The sequence below is a fragment of the Nocardia sp. No.11 genome (assembly GCF_038752175.1).
Classification (GTDB): Bacteria; Actinomycetota; Actinomycetes; order Mycobacteriales; family Mycobacteriaceae; genus Nocardia; species Nocardia canadensis.
The window spans coordinates 1-20,138 of sequence record NZ_JBCGFB010000051.1 but is presented as its reverse complement, the minus strand read 5'-3'; the positions used below and the strand labels follow the sequence as shown (position 1 = coordinate 20,138).

At 72.4% G+C, this 20,138-nt stretch carries 1 protein-coding gene; it reads left to right on the top strand.

The window, feature by feature from the left end; genetic code table 11:
- Nucleotides 1-5: 5 nt before the first annotated feature.
- On the top strand, nt 6-20,138 hold a 20,133-nt coding region (locus V8688_RS17350; protein ID WP_342801231.1), incomplete at its 3' end, for an SDR family NAD(P)-dependent oxidoreductase.

Here is a 20,138-nt window from a genome sequence, read left to right as displayed (position 1 = left end):
CGGCGATGACGAAGCCCGACACCAACATTCAGAAACTCGCCGACGCCCTTCGGGTCTCGCTCAAGGAGACCGAGCGGCTGCGCGCCCGCAACCGCAAGCTCGACGCCGCCCTGCGCGAGCCGATCGCGATCGTCGGCATGGCCTGCCGCTACCCGGGCGGCGTCGCCTCGCCCGAGGACCTCTGGCGGCTGGTCGCCGACGGGGTGGACGCCGCCTCGGAGTTCCCGGTGAACCGTGGCTGGGACGCCGAGCGTCTCTACGACCACACCGGCGAGCGGCCGAACAGCGTCTACACCCGCGAGGGCGGGTTCCTGCATGCCGCGGGCGAATTCGACCCGGCGTTCTTCGGGATCAGCCCGAAGGAGGCCGCGACGATGGACCCGCAGCAGTTCCTGCTGCTGGAGACCTCGTGGGAGGCCTTCGAACGGGCCGGGCTCGATCCCGCCGCGCTGCGCGGGAGCAGCACCGGCGTCTACGTCGGCATGATGTATCACGACTATCCGGCCAACGCGAACGCCGGCGCCGTCGCGTCGGGGCGGATCTCCTATGTCCTCGGCCTGGAAGGGCCGTCGGTCACCGTGGACACCGCGTGCTCGTCGTCGCTGGTGGCGATGCACTCGGCCGCCCAGGCCCTGCGGTCGGGCGAGTGCGATCTGGCCCTCGCCGGTGGCGTCGCGGTGATGGCCACCCCCGAGACGCTGATCGAGTTCAGCAGGCAGCGCGGCATCTCCCCGGACGGGCGCTGCAAGGCGTTCGCCGAGGCCGCCGACGGCGTCGGTTGGGCCGAGGGCGCGGGCATGCTGGTGCTGGAGCGGCTGTCGGACGCTCAGCGCCACGGTCATCAGGTGCTCGCGGTGATCGCCGGGTCGGCGGTGAACCAGGACGGCGCCTCCAACGGTCTGACCGCCCCGAACGGTCCCTCGCAGCGGCGGGTCATCCGCCAGGCGCTGACCAACGCGGGCGTCACGGCGAGCGAGGTCGACGTCGTCGAAGCGCACGGCACCGGAACGACGTTGGGCGATCCGATCGAGGCACAGGCGCTGCTGGCGACCTACGGTCAGGACCACGACGCCGACCGCCCGCTGTGGCTGGGCTCGCTGAAATCCAACATCGGGCACTCACAGGCCGCTGCCGGTGTGGGTGGCGTGATCAAGATGGTCATGGCCATGCGGCACGGTGTGCTGCCCAAGACGCTGCACGTGGATCAGCCCAGCACCAAGGTCGATTGGACGGCCGGGCACGTGCGGTTGCTGACCGAGGCCGTGCCCTGGCCCGCGCTGGACCGGCCGCGTCGAGCGGGGGTGTCCTCGTTCGGTGTCGCGGGCACCAACGTGCACCTCGTCCTGGAACAGGCTCCGCCTGCGCCGGAGCAGCCCGAACCGGCCCCGGTCCCCGGGGTGCTGCCGTGGGTGCTGTCGGCCCGCAGCGGCGCGGCGCTGGCCGATCAGGCGGCCCGCCTGGCGGCCGTGGCGCCCGCGCTGGATCCGCGCGATGTCGCCTTCTCACTGACCTCGACCCGTGGCGTCTTCGACCACCGCGCCGTGGTCCTCGGCGAGAACAGCGCCGCCCTGCTGGCCGGTGTCCGGGCCCTGGCCGCGGACACCCGGGTTCCCGGCGTGGTGACCGGCCGGGCCGTCCCCGGCACCACCGGCGTGCTGTTCACCGGGCAGGGCTCGCAGTGGGCGGGCATGGCCGACGGACTCCGGGTCTACCCGGTCTTCGCCGAGCACTTCGACGCGATCGTCACCCGGCTGGAACCGCTGCTGGCCCAACCGGAGTCGCTGCGCGCGGCCCTGCACGACGACACCCTGCTCGACCGCACGGTGTTCACCCAGGCCGGTGTCTTCGCGTTCGAGGTGGCGCTGTTCCGGCTGCTCGAATCGTGGGGCCTGCGGGCCGATGTGGTGGCCGGTCACTCGATCGGTGAGGTGGCCGCCGCGCATGTCGCCGGGGTCATGTCGCTCGACGACGCGTGCGTGCTGGTGGCCGCGCGCGCCCGGATGATGCAGGCGGTGCCCCCGGGTGGGGCGATGGTCGCGGTGGGGGCGCCGGAAGCCGACGTGCTGCCCTTGCTGACCGACGGGGTGTCGATCGCGGCGGTCAACGGTCCGGCGTCGGTGGTGCTCTCCGGTGTCGAGGAGGCGGTCCTCGCCGCCAAGGACGCCTGTGCCGAGCGCGGGTGGCGCACGCACCGGCTGCGGATCTCGATCGCGTCGCACTCGGCGCTGATGGATCCGATGCTGGCCGAATTCGGCGCGGTGGTCCAGGGATTGACGTTCTCGCGGCCCACCATCGCGCTGGTGTCGTCGGTGACCGGCGCGCGAGTCACCGACGAGATGTCGGACCCGGCGTACTGGCCCGGCCAGGTCCGGGGCACGGTGCGCTTCGCGGACGCGGTCGCCACCATGTCGGCGCTCGGCGTGTCCCGGTTCACCGAGGTCGGGCCCGACGCGGTGCTGACTCCGATGGTGTCGCAGACCCTCGACGATCCGGCCGCCGATGCCGCGGCCACGGTGATGGTTCCGATGGCGCGCAAGGGTAAGGCCGACGCGTCGTCGGTGCTGGCCGGGGTCGCCGCGCTGTTCGTGTCCGGCGCCGAGGTGGCGTGGACCGGTCCGGTCGACGGCGGCAGGCGAGTCGATCTGCCCACCTACGCTTTTCAGCACGAACGGTTCTGGCTCGACGCCAAGCGGGTGATCGCCGAGTCGTGGCTGGGCGCCGACCTCAGCGGCGCCACCTCGGTCGGGCTCGAGATCGCCGAGCACCCGTTGCTCGGTGCCGTGGTGGCCCATCCGGAATCGGGCGCGGTGAGTTTCACCGGCCGCTGGTCGGTGGACTCGGTGCGCTGGCTGGCCGACCACAGCGTGTTCGGCGTGATGCTGCTGCCGGGCACCGGCTACGTCGAATTGGCCTGCTACGTGGGCGGTCTGGTCGGCTGCCCGGTGGTGGACGAACTCGTCCTGCACACTCCGCTCACCCTGCCCGCGCAGGGGAGTGTCTCGGTGCAGGTGGTGGTGTCCGACGCCGACGCGGCCGGACACCGACGCCTGAGTGTGCACTCGCGCCAGATCGCGGGCGGGCCGTGGTCGATCCACGCCGAGGGCGTTCTGGCCCCGGAGGAGTCCGACGTCGATTTCGACCTCATCGCCTGGCCGCCCGCGGGCGCCCAGCCGCTGGTCATCGACGGCGCCTACGACGAACTGCTCGAAGCGGGTTACGAATACGGGCCGTTCTTCCAGGGCTTGCAGGCGGCGTGGCAGCGCGGTGACGAACTGTTCGCCGAGGTCACGCTGCCCGATCGCCGCGACGCCGACGGGTTCCTGATTCATCCGGCGCTGTTCGATTCGGCGCTGCACGTCGGCATCGTCGAAGCCCGCCGCCGCGGGGAGGTCGCCGCGCCGGAACTGCCGTTCACCTGGAACCGGGTGGTGTCGTACGCGAGCGGCGCGGCGTCGGTGCGGGTGCGCATCGTGCGGGGCGCCGGTAGCCACTCGATGCAGGTCGCCGACGAGCACGGCCTGCCGGTGCTGTCGGTGGGCGCCTTGGTCTCGCGGCCGGTGTCCGCCGAACGTCTCGGCGCCGACCAGATCTCGGAGGCCCTGTTCGGTATCGACTGGGTCGGCGTCCCGCTGCCCGCGACCGAGCCGGGTCGGGTGGCTGTGCTCGGCACCGGAAGTGCCGACACGACAGCGGCTTTCGCCGATGTCGACGCCTTGCTCGCCGACCTGGACGCCGCCGAGGATCCGGCGGTTCCCGAGGTCGTGCTGTACGACTGCGCCGACCACGACGGCGCGCCGCCCGCGGCCGTGCGCGCGGCGATCACCGCCGCCCTCGACACGGTGCAGCGCTGGCTGGCGGACCCGCGCCTGGTCTCCGCTCGCCTGGTGGTGCTCACCCGCAATGCCGTCACGATCGGTGCGACCGATCAGGTGAACCTTGCCCAGGCGCCGGTGTGGGGCCTGCTGCGGGCCGCGCAAGCCGAACACCCGGGACGATTCCAGCTGCTCGATCTCGACGGCGACTACGAGCCGTCGGCCGTCGCGGCGGCGAGCGCGGCCGGCGAACCGGAAGCTGCCCTGCGCGGCACCACCCTGCTCGTGCCCAGGATGACCCGCCACGCGCCCGGTGCGGTCGCGCGCCCGATCGAGTCCGGCACGGTGCTGGTCACCGGCGGCACCAGCGGCATCGGCGCGGTGATCGCCCGGCACCTGGTGGCCGTGCACGGTGTCCGCCACCTGCTGCTGACCTCGCGGCGCGGCCGGGACGCGCCCGGTGTCGCCGAGCTGAGTGCCGAACTGGTCGAGCTCGGCGCCCAGGTCACCGTCGCCGCGTGCGACGTGTCCGACCGTGACGCGCTGGCCGCGCTGCTCGCGTCGGTTCCCGCCGAACAGCCGCTGGTGGGCGTGGTGCATTCGGCCGCCACCGCGGACCACGGCGTGATCGAGGCGATGACACCGGAACGGTTCGACCGGGTGTTCCGGCCCAAGGTCGACGCGGCCTGGCACCTGCACGAACTCACCCGCGATCAGCCGCTGTCGCTGTTCGTCCTGCTGGGCTCCGTCGGCGGGCTGGTCCTGACCGCGGGCCAGGCCAACTACGCCGCCGCGAACGTCTTCCTCGACGCGCTGGCAGCCCACCGCCGCGCCGCCGGGCTCCCCGCGACCTCGGTGGACTACGGCCTGTGGGTACGCACCAGCGGGCTGGGCGCGGAGCTGTCCGCGGACGACTTCGACCGGATGCGCAGGCAGGGGTTCCCGCCGCTGTCCGAGGCCGACGGCCTGGCCCTGTTCGACGCGGCCGTCGCGACCGAGACCGCCCAGCTGGTGGCCCTGCGCGTCGACCCGGCCGTGCTGCGGTCCCGGGGCGAGCAGCTGCCCGCCCTGCTCCGCGGCATCGCGCCGATTCCCGTGCGCCGCACCAGCGCCCGCAGCGGCGCGGGCCGCGCCTTCGCGCAGAAACTGGCCGGGCTGTCCGACGCCGACCGGCACAGCACCCTGCTCGCCCTCGTCCAGACGGTGGCGGCCGAGGTCCTCGGGCATGCCACGGCCGAGGCGGTGGAATCGCACCACGCCTTCCAGCAACTCGGTTTCGACTCACTCGGCGCGGTGGAGTTCCGCAACAAGCTCAACGCGGCGACCGGCCTGCGGCTGCCCGCCACCCTCATCTTCGATCACCCCACCCCGCAGGCGGTCGCCGAGTTCGTCGACTCCCAGCTCTCCGGCACGGTGGCGGAGGTCGCGGTCACCGCGACCAGGACGGTCGATGCCGAGCCGATCGCGGTGGTCGCGATGGGCTGCCGCTACCCGGGTGCGGTCACCTCGCCGGAAGACCTGTGGCGACTGGTCGTCTCGGGCGGCCACGCCACCGGAGGTCTGCCCACCGATCGCGGCTGGGACCTGGACGACATCTACGACCCCGAACCGGGCAAGGCCGGGAAGACCTACACCCGGCAGGGCGGATTCCTCTATTCCGCAGGGGAATTCGACGCCGAATTCTTCGGCATCAGCCCGAACGAGGCGCTGACGATGGACCCGCAGCAGCGCGTACTGCTCGAGGTGTCCTGGGAGGCGCTCGAGCGGGCCGGGCTGGACCCGGCGGGCCTGCGGGGCAGCGCCACCGGTGTGTTCACCGGTGTGATGTACCACGACTACGCGCAGGGTGCGGGCACCGGTAACAGCGCGGGCGGCAGCCTGGTCTCCGGCCGGGTGTCGTATGTGTTCGGCCTGGAAGGGCCTGCCGTCACGGTCGATACGGCATGCTCGTCGTCGCTGGTCGCGCTGCATCTGGCCGCGCAGTCGCTGCGGTCGGGGGAGTGTGATCTGGCGCTGGCCGGTGGTGTGGCGGTGATGTCGACACCGGACATGTTCCTCGAGTTCAGCCGTCAGCGCGGGCTGTCGCCGGACGGGCGGTGCCGGTCGTTCGCCGACGGGGCCGACGGGGTCGCCTGGGCCGAAGGCGCCGGCGTACTGGTGCTCGAACGGTTGTCGGACGCGCAGCGCAACGGGCACCAGGTGCTCGGCGTGATCACCGGGTCGGCGGTCAACCAGGACGGTGCCTCGAACGGCTGGACCGCGCCCAACGGCCCGTCGCAGCGCCGGGTCATCCGGCAGGCCCTGGCCAATGCCGGAGTCTCGCCCGTCGAGGTCGACGCGGTCGAAGCGCATGGCACCGGAACGACGTTGGGTGATCCGATCGAGGCGCAGGCCCTGTTGGCGACCTACGGCCAGGATCGCGCCGAGGATCGTCCGCTGTGGTTGGGTTCGCTCAAGTCCAACATCGGTCACGCGCAGGCCGCCGCCGGTGTGGGTGGCGTGATCAAGATGATCATGGCGATGCGGCACGGGGTACTGCCGCAGACGCTGCACGTGGATCGGCCGAGCACGAAGGTCGATTGGTCCGAAGGCCACCTCCGGCTGCTGACCGAACCGACACCGTGGCCCGCGCTGGATCGGCCGCGTCGTGCCGGTGTGTCCTCCTTCGGGCTCAGCGGCACCAACGCGCACCTCATCCTCGAGCAGGCACCCGACGCGGCGCAGGCCGCCCCGGTGGAGACCGCTGTCCCGGCCGGTGGCGTGCTGCCGTGGGTGCTGTCGGCGCGCACCGGCGCGGCGCTCGGCGATCAGGCGGTCAATCTGGTCGCCCATGTGGCCGAGCACGATTCGGACGCGGTCGATGTCGGCCTGTCGCTGGTGACGGCACGCGTCGCGTTCGATCATCGGGCCGTGGTACTCGCGTCCGATCGGGCGGGTCTGCTGGCCGGCGCGCAGGCGCTGGGTCGTGCCGACATCCTGCCGGGTGTGGTGACCGGCCGGGCGGTGGCGGGCAAGACGGGTGTGGTGTTCTCCGGTCAGGGTGCGCAGTGGGCGGGCATGGCGGCCGGACTGCGAGCCTTCCCGGTCTTCGCCGAGCAGTTCGACGGGATCGTCGCCCAGCTGGAACCTTCTCTCGGACAGCGGGTTCCGCTGACCGAGGCCATGGACGACGAGTCGCGGATCGACGCGACCGTCTTCGCGCAGGCGGGTCTGTTCGCCTTCGAGGTGGCGTTGTTCCGGCTGCTCGAGTCCTGGGGTGTTCGAGTCGATGTGGTGGCCGGTCATTCGATCGGTGAGATCGCGGCCGCGCACGTGGCGGGGGTGCTGTCGCTCGCGGACGCGAGTGCGTTGGTGGCGGCGCGTGGCCGGTTGATGCAGGCGTTGCCCACGGGTGGCGGGATGGTCGCGGTGGGGGCACCGGAAGCCGATGTGCTGCCGTTGCTGGTCGACGGGGTGTCGATCGCGGCGGTGAACGGACCGTCGGCGGTGGTGCTCTCCGGTGTCGACACTGCGGTAGCTGCGGTGGCCGAAGTGTGTGCCGAGCGTGGGTGGCGTACCCATCGGCTGCGGGTCTCGCATGCCTTCCATTCGGCGCTGATGGAGCCGATGCTGGCCGACTTCGCCTCGGTCGTGGAGGGTTTGACCTTCGCCGCGCCGAGTATCGCGCTGGTGTCGACCGTGACCGGCGATCGGGTCGGCGAGGAGATGTCCGATCCGGCGTACTGGGTCGGCCAGGTCCGTGACACGGTGCGCTTCGCCGACGCCGTCGCCACCATGGCCGCGTCGGGGGTGACCCGGTTCGCCGAGGTCGGGCCCGATGCTGTCCTCGTGCCGATGATCACGCAGATCGTCGAGGACGCGTCCGTCGTGGCGACGGCCCGCCGCGGCAGCGCCGACGCCGCGGGCGTGCTGAGCGCGGTCGCCGGGCTGTACGTCGTCGGCGGCGAGGTGGACTGGGCCGCGCTCTACGCCGGTACCGGTGCCCGCCGAGTCGACCTGCCCACCTACGCCTTCCAGCGGCGCCGTTACTGGCTGACCGAAGGCACGACCGGGACCAGCGCCAAGGCCCTGGGTCTCGTCGCCACCGGGCATCCCCTCGCCTCGGTCGTCGTCTCGCAGCCGGACTCCGACGCGGTGACCCTCACCGGCCGCCTCTCGACCGAATCGCAGCCGTGGATCGCCGATCACCGGGTCATGGACACGGTGCTGTTCCCCGGCACCGGATTCGTCGAACTCGCCCTGCACGCGGGCGATCAGGTCGGCTGCGCGACTCTGGCGGAACTGGCGCTGCGGGCGCCGCTGGCGCTGCCGGACTCCGGCGGAGTCGCGGTGCGCGTCGTCGTCGACGCGCAGGACCCGTCGGGCCGTCGGGCGGTGCGGATCTTCTCCCGCCCCGACGACGACGCCGACGCGGGGGCCTGGATCCTCAATGCCGAAGGCGTCCTGGCGGCCGACACCGACAGCGCCCCGGCGGAGTTCGCTCAGTGGCCGCCCGCCGACGCCACCGCGCTCCCCGTCGAGGGCGTCTACGACGCGCTCGACGAGGAGGGCTACCACTACGGCCCGACGTTCCAGGCTCTGCGCGCGGCTTGGCGGGGCGCCGACGATCTGCTCTACGCCGAGGTCGAGCTGCCCGAGGAGGCCAGGGCCGAGGCCCAGCGCTTCGGCCTGCACCCGGCCCTGCTGGATGCCGCCCTGCACGCCCTGCGGCTGGCCGGCGATGCCACCGTGGCGGGCGGCGAGCTGGCCCTGCCGTTCGAGTGGTCCGGGGTGACCGCGCACGCGAGCGGCGCCGACGCGCTGCGCGTCCGCCTCACCCGGGTCGGCGACCACGGGGTCGCGCTGGATCTGACCGACCCGACCGGCGCGCCCGTCGCGACCGTGCGGCACCTGGCAGCACGGCCGATCGATCCGGCGCAGCTCACCACGGGTGCGTCCGTTGTCTCCTCCGCGCTGTTCCAGGTCGTGTGGTCCCCGATCACGGTGTCCGACGCCGAGATCGGTGCGGTGTCGTGGGCCGACCTCGGCGAGCAGGTGCCTGCCGCGGTCGTGCTCGACAGCCCGAGCGGCAATGATCCCGCCGCTGTGCGCGCCGCCACGCATCAGGTGCTCGCGGTGCTGCGGGACTGGGGCGCCGAGGCGCGCTTCGCCGACGCGGTCCTGGTGGTCCGGACCGTGGGCGCGGTGTCGGTGGCGGGCGAGGACATCACGAACCTCGCCGGCGCCGCGGTCGGTGGCCTGGTGCGCGCAGCCCAGGCCGAGAACCCGGGCCGGATCGTCCTGCTCGACGCCGATTCGGCCGACACCGACGCGTCCCTGGGCGGGATTCTGGACACGGCCGAGCCGCAGGTCGCGCTGCGTGAGGGTGTGGTCCACGTCGCCCGGCTCACTCGAATCGCCACCGCGGCACACACTTCGGCGGACGCCGAGCTCTTCGGGGCCGAGGAGACCGTGCTGCTCACCGGTGCCGGCGGTGCGCTGGGCGGGTTGTTCGCCCGGCACCTGGTGGCCCGGCACGGTGTCCGGCGCCTGCTGTTGCTCAGCAGGCGGGGCGAGTCCGGCCCGGGTGCCGCCGAATTGCGCGCGGCGCTCGAGAATTCGGGTGCCGAGGTCGAGTTCGTCGCCTGCGATGTCGCCGACCGCGCGGCACTGGCCGCCGTGCTCGCCGATATCCCCGCGGCACAGCCCTTGTCCGGCGTCTTCCATCTCGCCGGTGTCCTCGACGACGGTGCGATCGCCGCGCTGACCCCGGACCGCATGGACACCGTCCTGCGCCCCAAGGTCGACGCCGCCGCGCACCTGCACGAGCTCACCGCCGGCCTCCCGCTCAAGGCGTTCGTCCTGTTCAGCTCGGTGGCCGGTGCGTTCGGCAATGCCGGTCAGGGCAACTACGGCGCCGCGAACGCCTTCCTGGACGCGCTCGCCACCCATCGCCGGGCCACCGGTCTGCCCGGTACCTCGGTGGCGTGGGGCATGTGGGACGGCGGCATGGCGGCCGAGCTCGGTGCGGTCGAGCGACAGCGGATGGCTCGCTCGGGCATGCTGGCGATGTCGGACGAGCAGGGTCTGGCCCTGTTCGACGCGGTGGCCGGTACCGAGGTCGCCGCGCCGCTGGTCGCCCGCCTCGATCTGGAGGTGCTGCGCGGTCACGGTCTCGCCCTGCCCGCGCTGTTCTCCGGTCTGATCGCGCAGCGTCGCAAGGCCGTCACCGGCACGGCGACCGCGCTGCGTACCCGGTTGGCGAGCACGCCCGACAGCGAACGGCTGGGCGTGCTGGTCGAGATCGTGCGCGGCCAGGTCGCCGCGATCCTCGGGCACCAGAACATGAACGCGGTCGCGGCCGACAAGGCTTTCAGCGAACTCGGTTTCGACTCGATCACCGCGATCGAGTTCCGCAACGGCCTCAAGGCCGTGACCGGGCTGCCGCTGCCCGCCACCCTCGTCTTCGACTACCCGACCCCGCAGGCCCTCGCCCAGTACCTGGCCGAGGAGTTCACCGGAACCGGCCGGGACGTCGTGGTCACCGCCAGCCGGTCGGCCGGTGACGACCCGATCGCCGTGGTCGCGATGAGCTGCCGCTACCCGGGCGGCGTCGCCTCGCCCGAGGACCTGTGGGACCTGGTCACCTCGGGTACCGACACCAGCGGTGACCTGCCCGACGATCGTGGCTGGGACATCGACGGCATCTACGACCCCGTTCCCGGCACGCCCGGCAAGACCTACGCCCGCCGCGGCGGGTTCCTGTACTCGGCGGCCGAGTTCGACGCCGAGTTCTTCGGGATCAGTCCGAACGAGGCCATCGCCATGGACCCGCAGCAGCGTCTGCTGCTGGAGGTGTCGTGGGAGGCGCTGGAACGCGCCGGGGTGAATCCGCCGGAGCTGCGCGGGAGTTCGACCGGTGTGTTCACCGGCGTGATGTACCACGACTACGCGCAGGGCAACGGCGGCAATGTCACCGGCTCGCTGGTGTCGGGCCGGATCGCCTACACCCTGGGGCTGGAAGGCCCTGCGGTGTCGGTGGATACGGCGTGCTCGTCGTCGCTGGTGGCGATGCATCTGGCGGCGCAGTCGCTGCGGTCGGGGGAGTGTGACCTGGCGCTGGCCGGTGGTGTCGCGGTGATGGCGACGCCGGAGACGCTGATCGAGTTCAGCCGTCAGCGCGGGTTGTCCCCGGACGGACGCTGCAAGTCGTTCGCCGAGGCGGCCGACGGTGTGGCCTGGTCCGAGGGCGCGGGCGTGCTGGTGCTGGAGCGGCTGTCCGACGCCCGCCGCAACGGGCACCAGGTGCTGGCGGTGCTCGCGGGTTCGGCGGTGAACCAGGACGGCGCGTCCAACGGCTTGATGGCCCCGAACGGCCCGTCGCAGCGCCGGGTGATCCGGCAGGCGCTGGCCAATGCGGGCGTCTCCCCGGCCGAGGTCGACGCGGTCGAAGCCCATGGCACCGGAACGACGTTGGGTGACCCGATCGAGGCCCAGGCGCTACTGGCGACCTACGGCCAGGATCGGGCCGAGGATCGTCCGCTGTGGCTGGGCTCGTTGAAGTCGAACATCGGCCATGCCCAGGCCGCCGCCGGTGTGGGTGGCGTGATCAAGATGATCATGGCGATGCGCCACGGCGTGCTGCCCCGGACCCTGCACGTGGATCAGCCCTCCACGAAGGTGGATTGGTCCGAGGGCGAGGTGCGGTTGCTGACCGAGTCGGTCGCGTGGCCGCAGGTGGATCGGCCGCGGCGCGCGGGTGTGTCGTCGTTCGGGATCAGCGGGACCAATGCCCACGTCATCGTCGAGGCCGCGCCGGGGGCGCCCGTGCCCGCGGAACCGGTCGCGCCCGTCGGCGGTGTGCTGCCGTGGGTGCTGTCGGCGCGCAGCGACGCGGCGCTCGCGGAGCAGGCGAGCCGCCTGGCATCGCAGGTGACCGGGCGGGACGCGGCGGCGGTGGATATCGGGTTCTCGCTGGTGACCTCGCGCGTCGGATTCGACCATCGCGCCGTGCTGCTGGCCGCCGAGCGGGAAGGTCTGCTGGCCGGTGCGGCCGCGCTGGGCCGTGGCGAAGCGTTCGCGGGTGTGGTGACCGGTCGCGTGGTGTCCGGTTCGACGGGTGTGGTGTTCTCCGGCCAGGGTGCGCAGTGGGCGGGCATGGCCGCCGGATTGCGCGTCTACCCGGTCTTCGCCGAGCAATTCGATGGAATCGTCGCGCAGCTGGACCCGCTACTGGCGCAGCCGGTTTCGCTCTCGGACGCACTCGCCGATCCCGATCGGGTCGACGACACGGTGTTCGCGCAGGCGGGGTTGTTCGCGTTCGAGGTGGCGCTGTTCCGGCTGCTCGAATCCTGGGGCGTTCGCCCGGACGTGGTGGCCGGTCATTCGATCGGTGAGATCGCGGCCGCGCAGGTGGCCGGGGTGCTGTCGCTCGCTGACGCGTGTGCGTTGGTGGCGGCGCGTGGCCGGTTGATGCAGGCGTTGCCCGCGGGTGGGGCGATGGTCGCGGTGGGTGCGCCGGAAGCCGCCGTGGTGCCGTTGCTGATCGACGGGGTGTCGATCGCCGCGGTGAACGGCCCGTCGTCCGTTGTGCTCTCCGGTCTCGACACTGCGGTGCGCGCGGTGGTCGAGGCATGCGGTGAGAACGGTTGGCGCACACACCGTCTGCGAGTCTCGCACGCGTTTCATTCGGCGCTGATGGAGCCGATGCTGGCCGAATTCGCCTCGGTCGTCGAGGGTTTGACTTTCGCGAGCCCGAGCCTGCCGCTGGTGTCGACCGTGACCGGCGATCAGGTCGGCGAGGAGATGTCCGATCCGGCGTACTGGGTCGGCCAGGTCCGTGACACGGTGCGCTTCGCCGACGCGGTCGCCACGATGATCGACGCGGGGGTCACCCGGTTCGCCGAGGTCGGGCCGGACGCCGTGCTCGTGCCGATGATCGGCCAGATCGTCGAGACATCCACGGAGACCACCACGATGGTGGCCCTGGCCCGCCGCGACCACGCCGACGCGGTCACCCTGTCGGCCGGACTGGCCGGGCTGTACGTGTCCGGTGCCGAGGTCGACTGGGCGGCGATGTTCGCCGGGACCGGCGCGCGCCGCGTCGACCTGCCCACCTATGCCTTCCAGCGTCAACGCTACTGGCTGACCGACAGTTCGCCCGGTGGTGATGCCCGCGCGCTCGGCTTCGTCGCCAGTGCTCATCCGCTGGTATCGGCGGTGGTCGCGCAGCCGGAGACCGACGCCGTCGCGTTGAGCGGACGGCTGTCGACGCGGACTCAGCCCTGGCTGGGCGACCACGCCGTGCTGGACACGGTGCTGTTCCCCGGCACCGGGTTCGTCGAGCTCGCCTTGCAGGCCGGCGCCGAGGTCGGCTGCCCGGCCCTGGCGGAGCTGATCCTGCGGGCTCCGCTGGCGCTGCCGGACGCCGCGGGTGTCGCGGTGCGCGTCGTCGTCGGTGCCGAGGACGAGCCGGGCCGACGCACCGTGCGGATCTTCTCGCGTCCCGACGGCGCGACGGCCACGTGGACCGTCAACGCCGAAGGCGTGCTCGCGGCGGACAGCGACACCGTGCCGGTGGATCTCACCCAGTGGCCGCCCGCTGGTGCCACCGTGGTCGACCTCGACGGCGTCTACGACACCCTCGACGGGCAGGGCTACCACTACGGACCGGTCTTCCGTGGGCTGAGCGCGGTCTGGCGCGACAGCGATGCCGTCTACGCCGAGCTCGCGCTGCCCGATCAGGCCCGCGTGGACGCGCAGCGGTTCGGCCTGCACCCGGCCTTGCTCGACGCCGCCCTGCACGCGCTGCGGGTCGCCGGTGATCTGCCTTCCGACGGCGCGGGCATCGCGCTGCCGTTCGAATGGTCGGGCGTCACCGTCCACGCGACCGGGGCCGACGCCCTGCGTGTTCGGCTCGTCCGGGTCGGCGCGAGCGGGGTCGCCATCGACCTCGCCGACGCGACCGGCGCGCCGGTCGCGACCGTGCGACACCTGGCCTCCCGGCCGATCGACCCCGCGCAGCTCACCACCGGGACCGACATCACCGCCTCGGCGCTGTTCGGGATCGACTGGACACCGATCTCGCTGCCGGACAACGAGATCGCCACGGTCGCGTGGCCGGATCTGGGTGCGCAGGTACCGCCGGCGGTGATCCTGGACTGTCCGGCGGGTGATGACCCGGCCGCCGTTCACGCCGCGACCCGCGACGTCCTCGGCGTGCTCCAGTCCTGGATCACCGAGCCCGCCTACGCGGAATCGGTCCTGATCGTCCGGACCAGCGGCGCGGTCTCGGTGGCGGGCGAGCCCCTCTCGAACCTGGCCGGTGCCGCGATCGGCGGTCTGGTGCGATCCGCGCAGGCGGAGAACCCGGGCCGGATCATTCTGGTCGACGCCGCCCCGGATGCACTGCTGGACACCGTGATCGGCGGACTGCTGGTCGCCGGTGAACCGCAGGTGGCGGTGCGCGACGGTGCCGTGTACGCCGCGCGCCTGGTCCGCACCTCCGCTCCGGCGGGCGCGTCCGCCGAGGAGACGCTGTTCGGTCCGGACGAGACCGTGCTCGTCACCGGTGCGAGTGGGGCGCTGGGTGGTCTGTTCGCCCGGCACCTGGTCGCCGCGCACGGCGTCCGTCGTCTGCTGCTGGTGAGCAGGCGGGGCGAGACCGGTCCGGAGGCTGCCGAATTGCATGCGGCGCTGCTGGATTCGGGTGCCGAGGTCGTGTTCGCCGCCTGTGACGTGTCCGATCGCGCGGCGCTGGCGGCCGTGCTCGCCGATATCCCCGCGGCGCGGCCACTGTCCGGCGTGTACCACCTCGCGGGTGTCCTCGACGACGGTGCCATCGGCTCGCTGACCCCGGACCGGCTGTCGACCGTCCTGCGGCCGAAGGTCGACGCGGCCGTGTATCTGCACGAGCTGACCACCGATCTCGCCCTCAAGGCGTTCGTGCTGTTCAGTTCGGTCGCGGGTGCCTTTGGCAACCCCGGCCAGGGCAACTACGCCGCCGCCAATGCCACGCTCGACGCGCTGGCCGCGCGCCGCCGCGCCGTCGGTCTGGCCGCGACATCGCTGGCGTGGGGCATGTGGGACGCCGGTATGGCGGGCGAGCTCGGTGACGTCGACCGACAGCGGATCGCCCGCTCGGGCCTGCTGCCGCTGTCACCGGAACAGGGCTTGGCCCTCTTCGACGCCGCCACCCGGATCGACACGGCCACACTGGTGCTCGCGCGGATGGATCTCGATGCCCTGCGCGGTGCCGGATTCGCCACGCCCGCCCTGTTCACCGGCCTGATTCCGCACCGCCGCAAGGCGGCCTCCGGCGCCGCGACCGCGCTGCGCACCCGGTTGGCGGGCACGCCCGAAGGTGAACGTCCGGGTGTGCTCGTGGAGATCGTGCGCGGCCAGGTCGCGACGGTGCTGGGGCATCAGGACCTGAACGCGGTCGCGGCCGACAAGGCGTTCAGCGAACTGGGTTTCGACTCGATCACCGCGATCGAGTTCCGCAACTCGCTCAAGGCGGTGACAGGTCTGCCGCTGCCTGCCACTCTGGTGTTCGACTACCCGACCCCGCAGGCACTGGCCGACTACCTGGCCGCCGAGTTCGCCGGGACCGGTCAGGATGTCGCGGTCACCGCGAGTAGGTCCGCCGACGGTGACCCGATCGCCGTCGTCGGCATGGCGTGCCGCTACCCCGGTGGCGTCGCCTCGCCCGAGGATCTCTGGGACCTGGTCCGTCGCGGTGGGGACGCGATCACGCCGCTGCCCACCGACCGTGGCTGGGACATCGCGGGCCTCTACGATCCGGAACCCGGTCGGGCGGGCAAGTCCTACACCCGCGAGGGCGGCTTCCTGCACACCGCCGCCGACTTCGACGCCGACTTCTTCGGAATCGGCCCCAACGAAGCGACGATGATGGACCCGCAGCAGCGCCAGCTCCTGGAGACGACCTGGGAGGCCCTCGAACGGGCCGGTGTCGATCCCGCTGTGCTGCGCGGGAGTTCGACCGGCGTGTTCACCGGCGTCATGTACCACGACTACGCGCAGGGCAACGGCGGCAATGCCACCGGCAGCCTGGTCTCGGGCCGGATCTCCTACACGCTCGGGTTGGAAGGCCCCGCGGTGTCGGTGGATACGGCGTGCTCGTCGTCGCTGGTGGCCATGCACCTCGCGGCCCAGTCGCTGCGGTCGGGGGAGTGTGATCTGGCGCTGGCCGGTGGTGTGGCCGTCATGGCGACGCCGGAGACATTCGTGGAGTTCAGCCGTCAGCGTGGATTGTCGCCGGACGGGCGGTGTAAATCGTTCGCGGACAGCGCCGATGGTGTCGGCTGGTCCGAGGGCGCGGGTGTGCTCGTGCTGGAGCGGCTCTCCGATGCGCGTCGCCGGGGTCATCAGGTGCTGGCGGTGCTCGCGGGTTCGGCGGTGAATCAGGACGGTGCGTCCAACGGGTTCACCGCGCCGAACGGTCCCTCGCAGCGCCGGGTGATCCGGCAGGCGCTCGCCAACGCGGGGGTGTCGCCGGCCGAGGTCGACGTCGTCGAAGCCCATGGCACCGGAACGACGTTGGGTGATCCGATCGAGGCGCAGGCGTTGCTGGCGACCTACGGTCAGGATCGGGCCGAGGATCGTCCGTTGTGGCTGGGCTCGCTGAAATCCAATATCGGTCACGCGCAGGCGGCGGCTGGTGTGGGTGGTGTGATCAAGATGATCATGGCGATGCGGCACGGGGTGCTGCCGCGCAGCCTGCACGCGGATCAGCCCAGCACCAAGGTGGATTGGTCGCAGGGGAACGTGCGGTTGCTGACCGAGGCCGTCGACTGGCCGGACGCGGATCGGCCGCGGCGCGCGGGGGTGTCGTCCTTCGGAATCAGTGGTACGAACGCGCATGTCATCGTGGAACAGGCCCCGCCGGTGGCGGATTCGGCTCCGGCGGTGAAGGCCGCTCCGGCCGGTGGCGTCGTACCGTGGGTGGTCTCCGCCCGCGGTCGGGCGGCGCTCGCCGGTCAGGCTGCCCGCCTGGCCGACCATGTGGCCGAGCACGGTCAGGATCCGCTCGACGTCGCGTTCTCGCTGGTCGCCACGCGCGGAGCGTTCGAGCATCGCGCGGTGGTCCTCGCCGACGGACGCGACGGTCTGCTCGCGGGGGCACGGGCGGTAGCCGAGGGTGCTCCCGGTGTGGTGAGCGGCCGGGTGGTCGCGGGATCGACCGGTCTGGTGTTCTCCGGGCAGGGTGCGCAGTGGGCGGGCATGGCCGCCGGACTCCGGGTGTATCCGGTGTTCGCCGAGCATTTCGACGGCATTGTCGATCGCTTGGAACCGCTACTCGAACAGTCGGTTTCGCTGGGCGAGGCCCTGGCCGACGACGCACTGGTCGATGACACGGTGTTCGCGCAGGCGGGGTTGTTCGCGTTCGAGGTGGCGTTGTTCCGGCTGCTCGAATCCTGGGGCGTGCACGCCGATGTGGTGGCCGGTCATTCGATCGGTGAGATCGCGGCCGCGCAGGTGGCGGGTGTGCTCTCGCTCGCCGACGCGTGTGTGCTCGTCGCCGCGCGTGGCCGGTTGATGCAGGCGTTGCCCGCGGGTGGGGCGATGGTCGCGGTGGGTGCACCGGAAGCCGATGTGCTGCCGTTGTTGACCGCCGGGGTGTCGATCGCGGCGGTCAACGGTCCGTCCTCGGTGGTGCTCTCCGGTGTCGAGGACGCGGTCCTGGCCGTGGTCGCGGTGTGTGCGGAGAACGGCTGGCGGACACACCGGCTGCGGGTGTCGCATGCCTTCCATTCGGCACTGATGGAGCCGATGCTGGCCGACTTCGCCTCGGTGGTCGAAGGTTTGACCTTCCAGCGGCCCGGCCTCCCGCTGGTGTCGACGGTCACCGGAACTCGCGTCGAGCACGAGATGTCCGATCCGGCGTACTGGGTGCGCCAGGTCGCGGCCACGGTGCGCTTCGCCGATGCCGTCACCGCGATGGCGGAGCTGGGGGTGACCCGGTTCGCCGAGGCCGGACCCGACGCCGTCCTGACGCCGATGGTGGCGCAGACCCTGGACACCGCCACCGTCCTCCCGCTGACCCGGCGCGACAAGACCGACCCCACGACCCTGGTGACGGGCCTGGCCCGGCTCCACGTCGCGGGCGGGACCGTCGACTGGGTGCGCTATCTCGACGGAACCGGGGCCACCCGAACGGAGCTGCCCACCTACGACTTCCAGCACCGCCGGTTCTGGGCCACCAGCCCGCTGGGCACCGGCGAGGCCAACACCCTCGGCCTGCGCGCCACCGAACACCCCATGGTGGGTGCGCTGGTGGCGCAGCCCGAGAGCGGCGGAGTGCGGCTCACCGGCCGCCTGTCCACGGCGACCCATCCGTGGCTGGCCGACCACGACGTGCTCGGTGTAGTGCTGCTGCCCGGCACCGGATTCGTCGAATTGGCCACCTACGCGGCGGAACTCGTCGACTGCCCGGAGCTGGCGGAACTCACGCTGCTGGCGCCGCTCGTCTTCGATGGGCACGCGGGCGCGCACCTGCAGGTCATCGTGGGCGACGGCGACGACAACGGTCATCGCAGGCTCGACATCTACTCGCGCGGCGACGACGACGATCCGTCGATCCCGTGGACCCACCATGCGGAGGGCACCGTGCGCCCCGCCGCGGCGTCCGACGCCACGGCCTGGGCCGACTTCGCGCACTGGCCGCCCGCCGACGCCGCCGAGGTGCGGCTGGACGGCGCCTACGCCGAACTCGCCGACCACGGGTACAACTACGGCCCCGCCTTCCAGGGACTGCGGTCGCTGTGGCGGCGCGGCGAGGACCTCTTCGCCGAGGTCGCCCTGCCCGAACAGACCTCGGCACAGGGCTACGGCGTGCACCCGGCACTGCTCGACGCGGCCATGCACGCGCTGTCCTTCGGGCTGCCGGACGGCGTCGACGAGACCGCCGAGCGGCCAACGCTCGTGCCCTTCGCGTGGTCGTCGGTGCGGGTGCACGCCGAAGGCGCTCGGCGGGTGCGGGTTCGGTTGAGCTGGCTCAACCAGGGCACCGTCACTCTGACGATGGCCGACGCCGCCGGCGCACCGCTGCTGTCGGTCGGGTCGCTGGCGCTGCGACCGATGTCGGCCGAACTGCTGTCCGCGCCTGCCCGGTCCGCGCGGGACGCGCGCTACGAGATGAGCTGGCGGCCCGGGCCGGCGCTCACCCCGGCCGCGGCGTCCTGGGTCGAGTGGGACGCGCAGGCGGCGGCCTCGGTCGTCGTCCACCGGGTAGCGGTCGACGGTGCCGAGACGCCCGACCGGCTGCGGGCCGCGCTGCACGGGACGCTCGGCGTCCTCCAGGACTTCCTGGAGGAACAGCGTTACGCGGCGAGCACGTTGGCGATGGTCACCGACAGCGCGAACGACCCGGCCGCCGCGGCGGTCTGGGGGCTGGTGCGAGCGGCGCAAGCCGAGAACCCCGGCCGGATCGTGCTGCTCGAGGCCGCCGCGGATCAGCCGACGGACCAGCTGGTCGCCGCCGCGCTGACCGGCGAACCCGAAGTGGCTGTGCGGGCGGATGGGACCTGGGTACCGCGGCTCGTCCGCGCGGTCGCGACCACCGACCGCGCGACGCCGTGGGATCCCGACCGCACCGTCCTGATCACCGGTGGCACCGGCGGGATCGGCCGTCTGCTCGCCGAGCACCTGGTGGTGGAACACGGGGTGCGGCACCTGCTGCTGGTCGGCAGGCGCGGTCCGGACGCCGCGCCGGGGCTCGTCGACGAGCTGGCGGCGCTCGGTGCCCAGGCCCGCATCGCCGCCTGCGATGTCGCCGACCGGGACGCCGTGGCCGAGCTGCTCGCCTCGATCCCCGCCGCCCATCCGCTCGGCGCGATCGTCCACGCGGCGGGCACGGCCTACAACGGCCTCGTCGACACCCTGACACCGGAGCAGATCGACGTCTCCCTCGGCGCCAAGGCCGACGCCGCGTGGCACCTGCACGAGCTCACCCGCGATACCGCGCTGTCGGCCTTCGTGCTGATCTCGTCGGTGGCCGGGTCGATCCTGCCCGCGGGCCAGGGCGGCTACGCGGCGGCCAATTTGTTCCTCGACGCGCTCGCCGCGCACCGGCACGGCGCCGGGCTGCCCGCCACCTCGCTCGCCTACGGTCTGTGGGGCATCGATACGGGCATGGCGCAGTGGCTCGGCGAGGCCGACCGGCAGCGGATGCGTCGCCAGGGTCTACCGCCGCTGGCCGCGGACAAGGCGCTCGCCCTGTTCGATGCCGCGGTGGCGGCCGACCGACCGGCGCAGGTGCTGGTCGAGATCGACCCGGCCGTCCTGCGGACCAGGGCGACGGTGCCGCCGGTGCTCGGCGACCTGGTC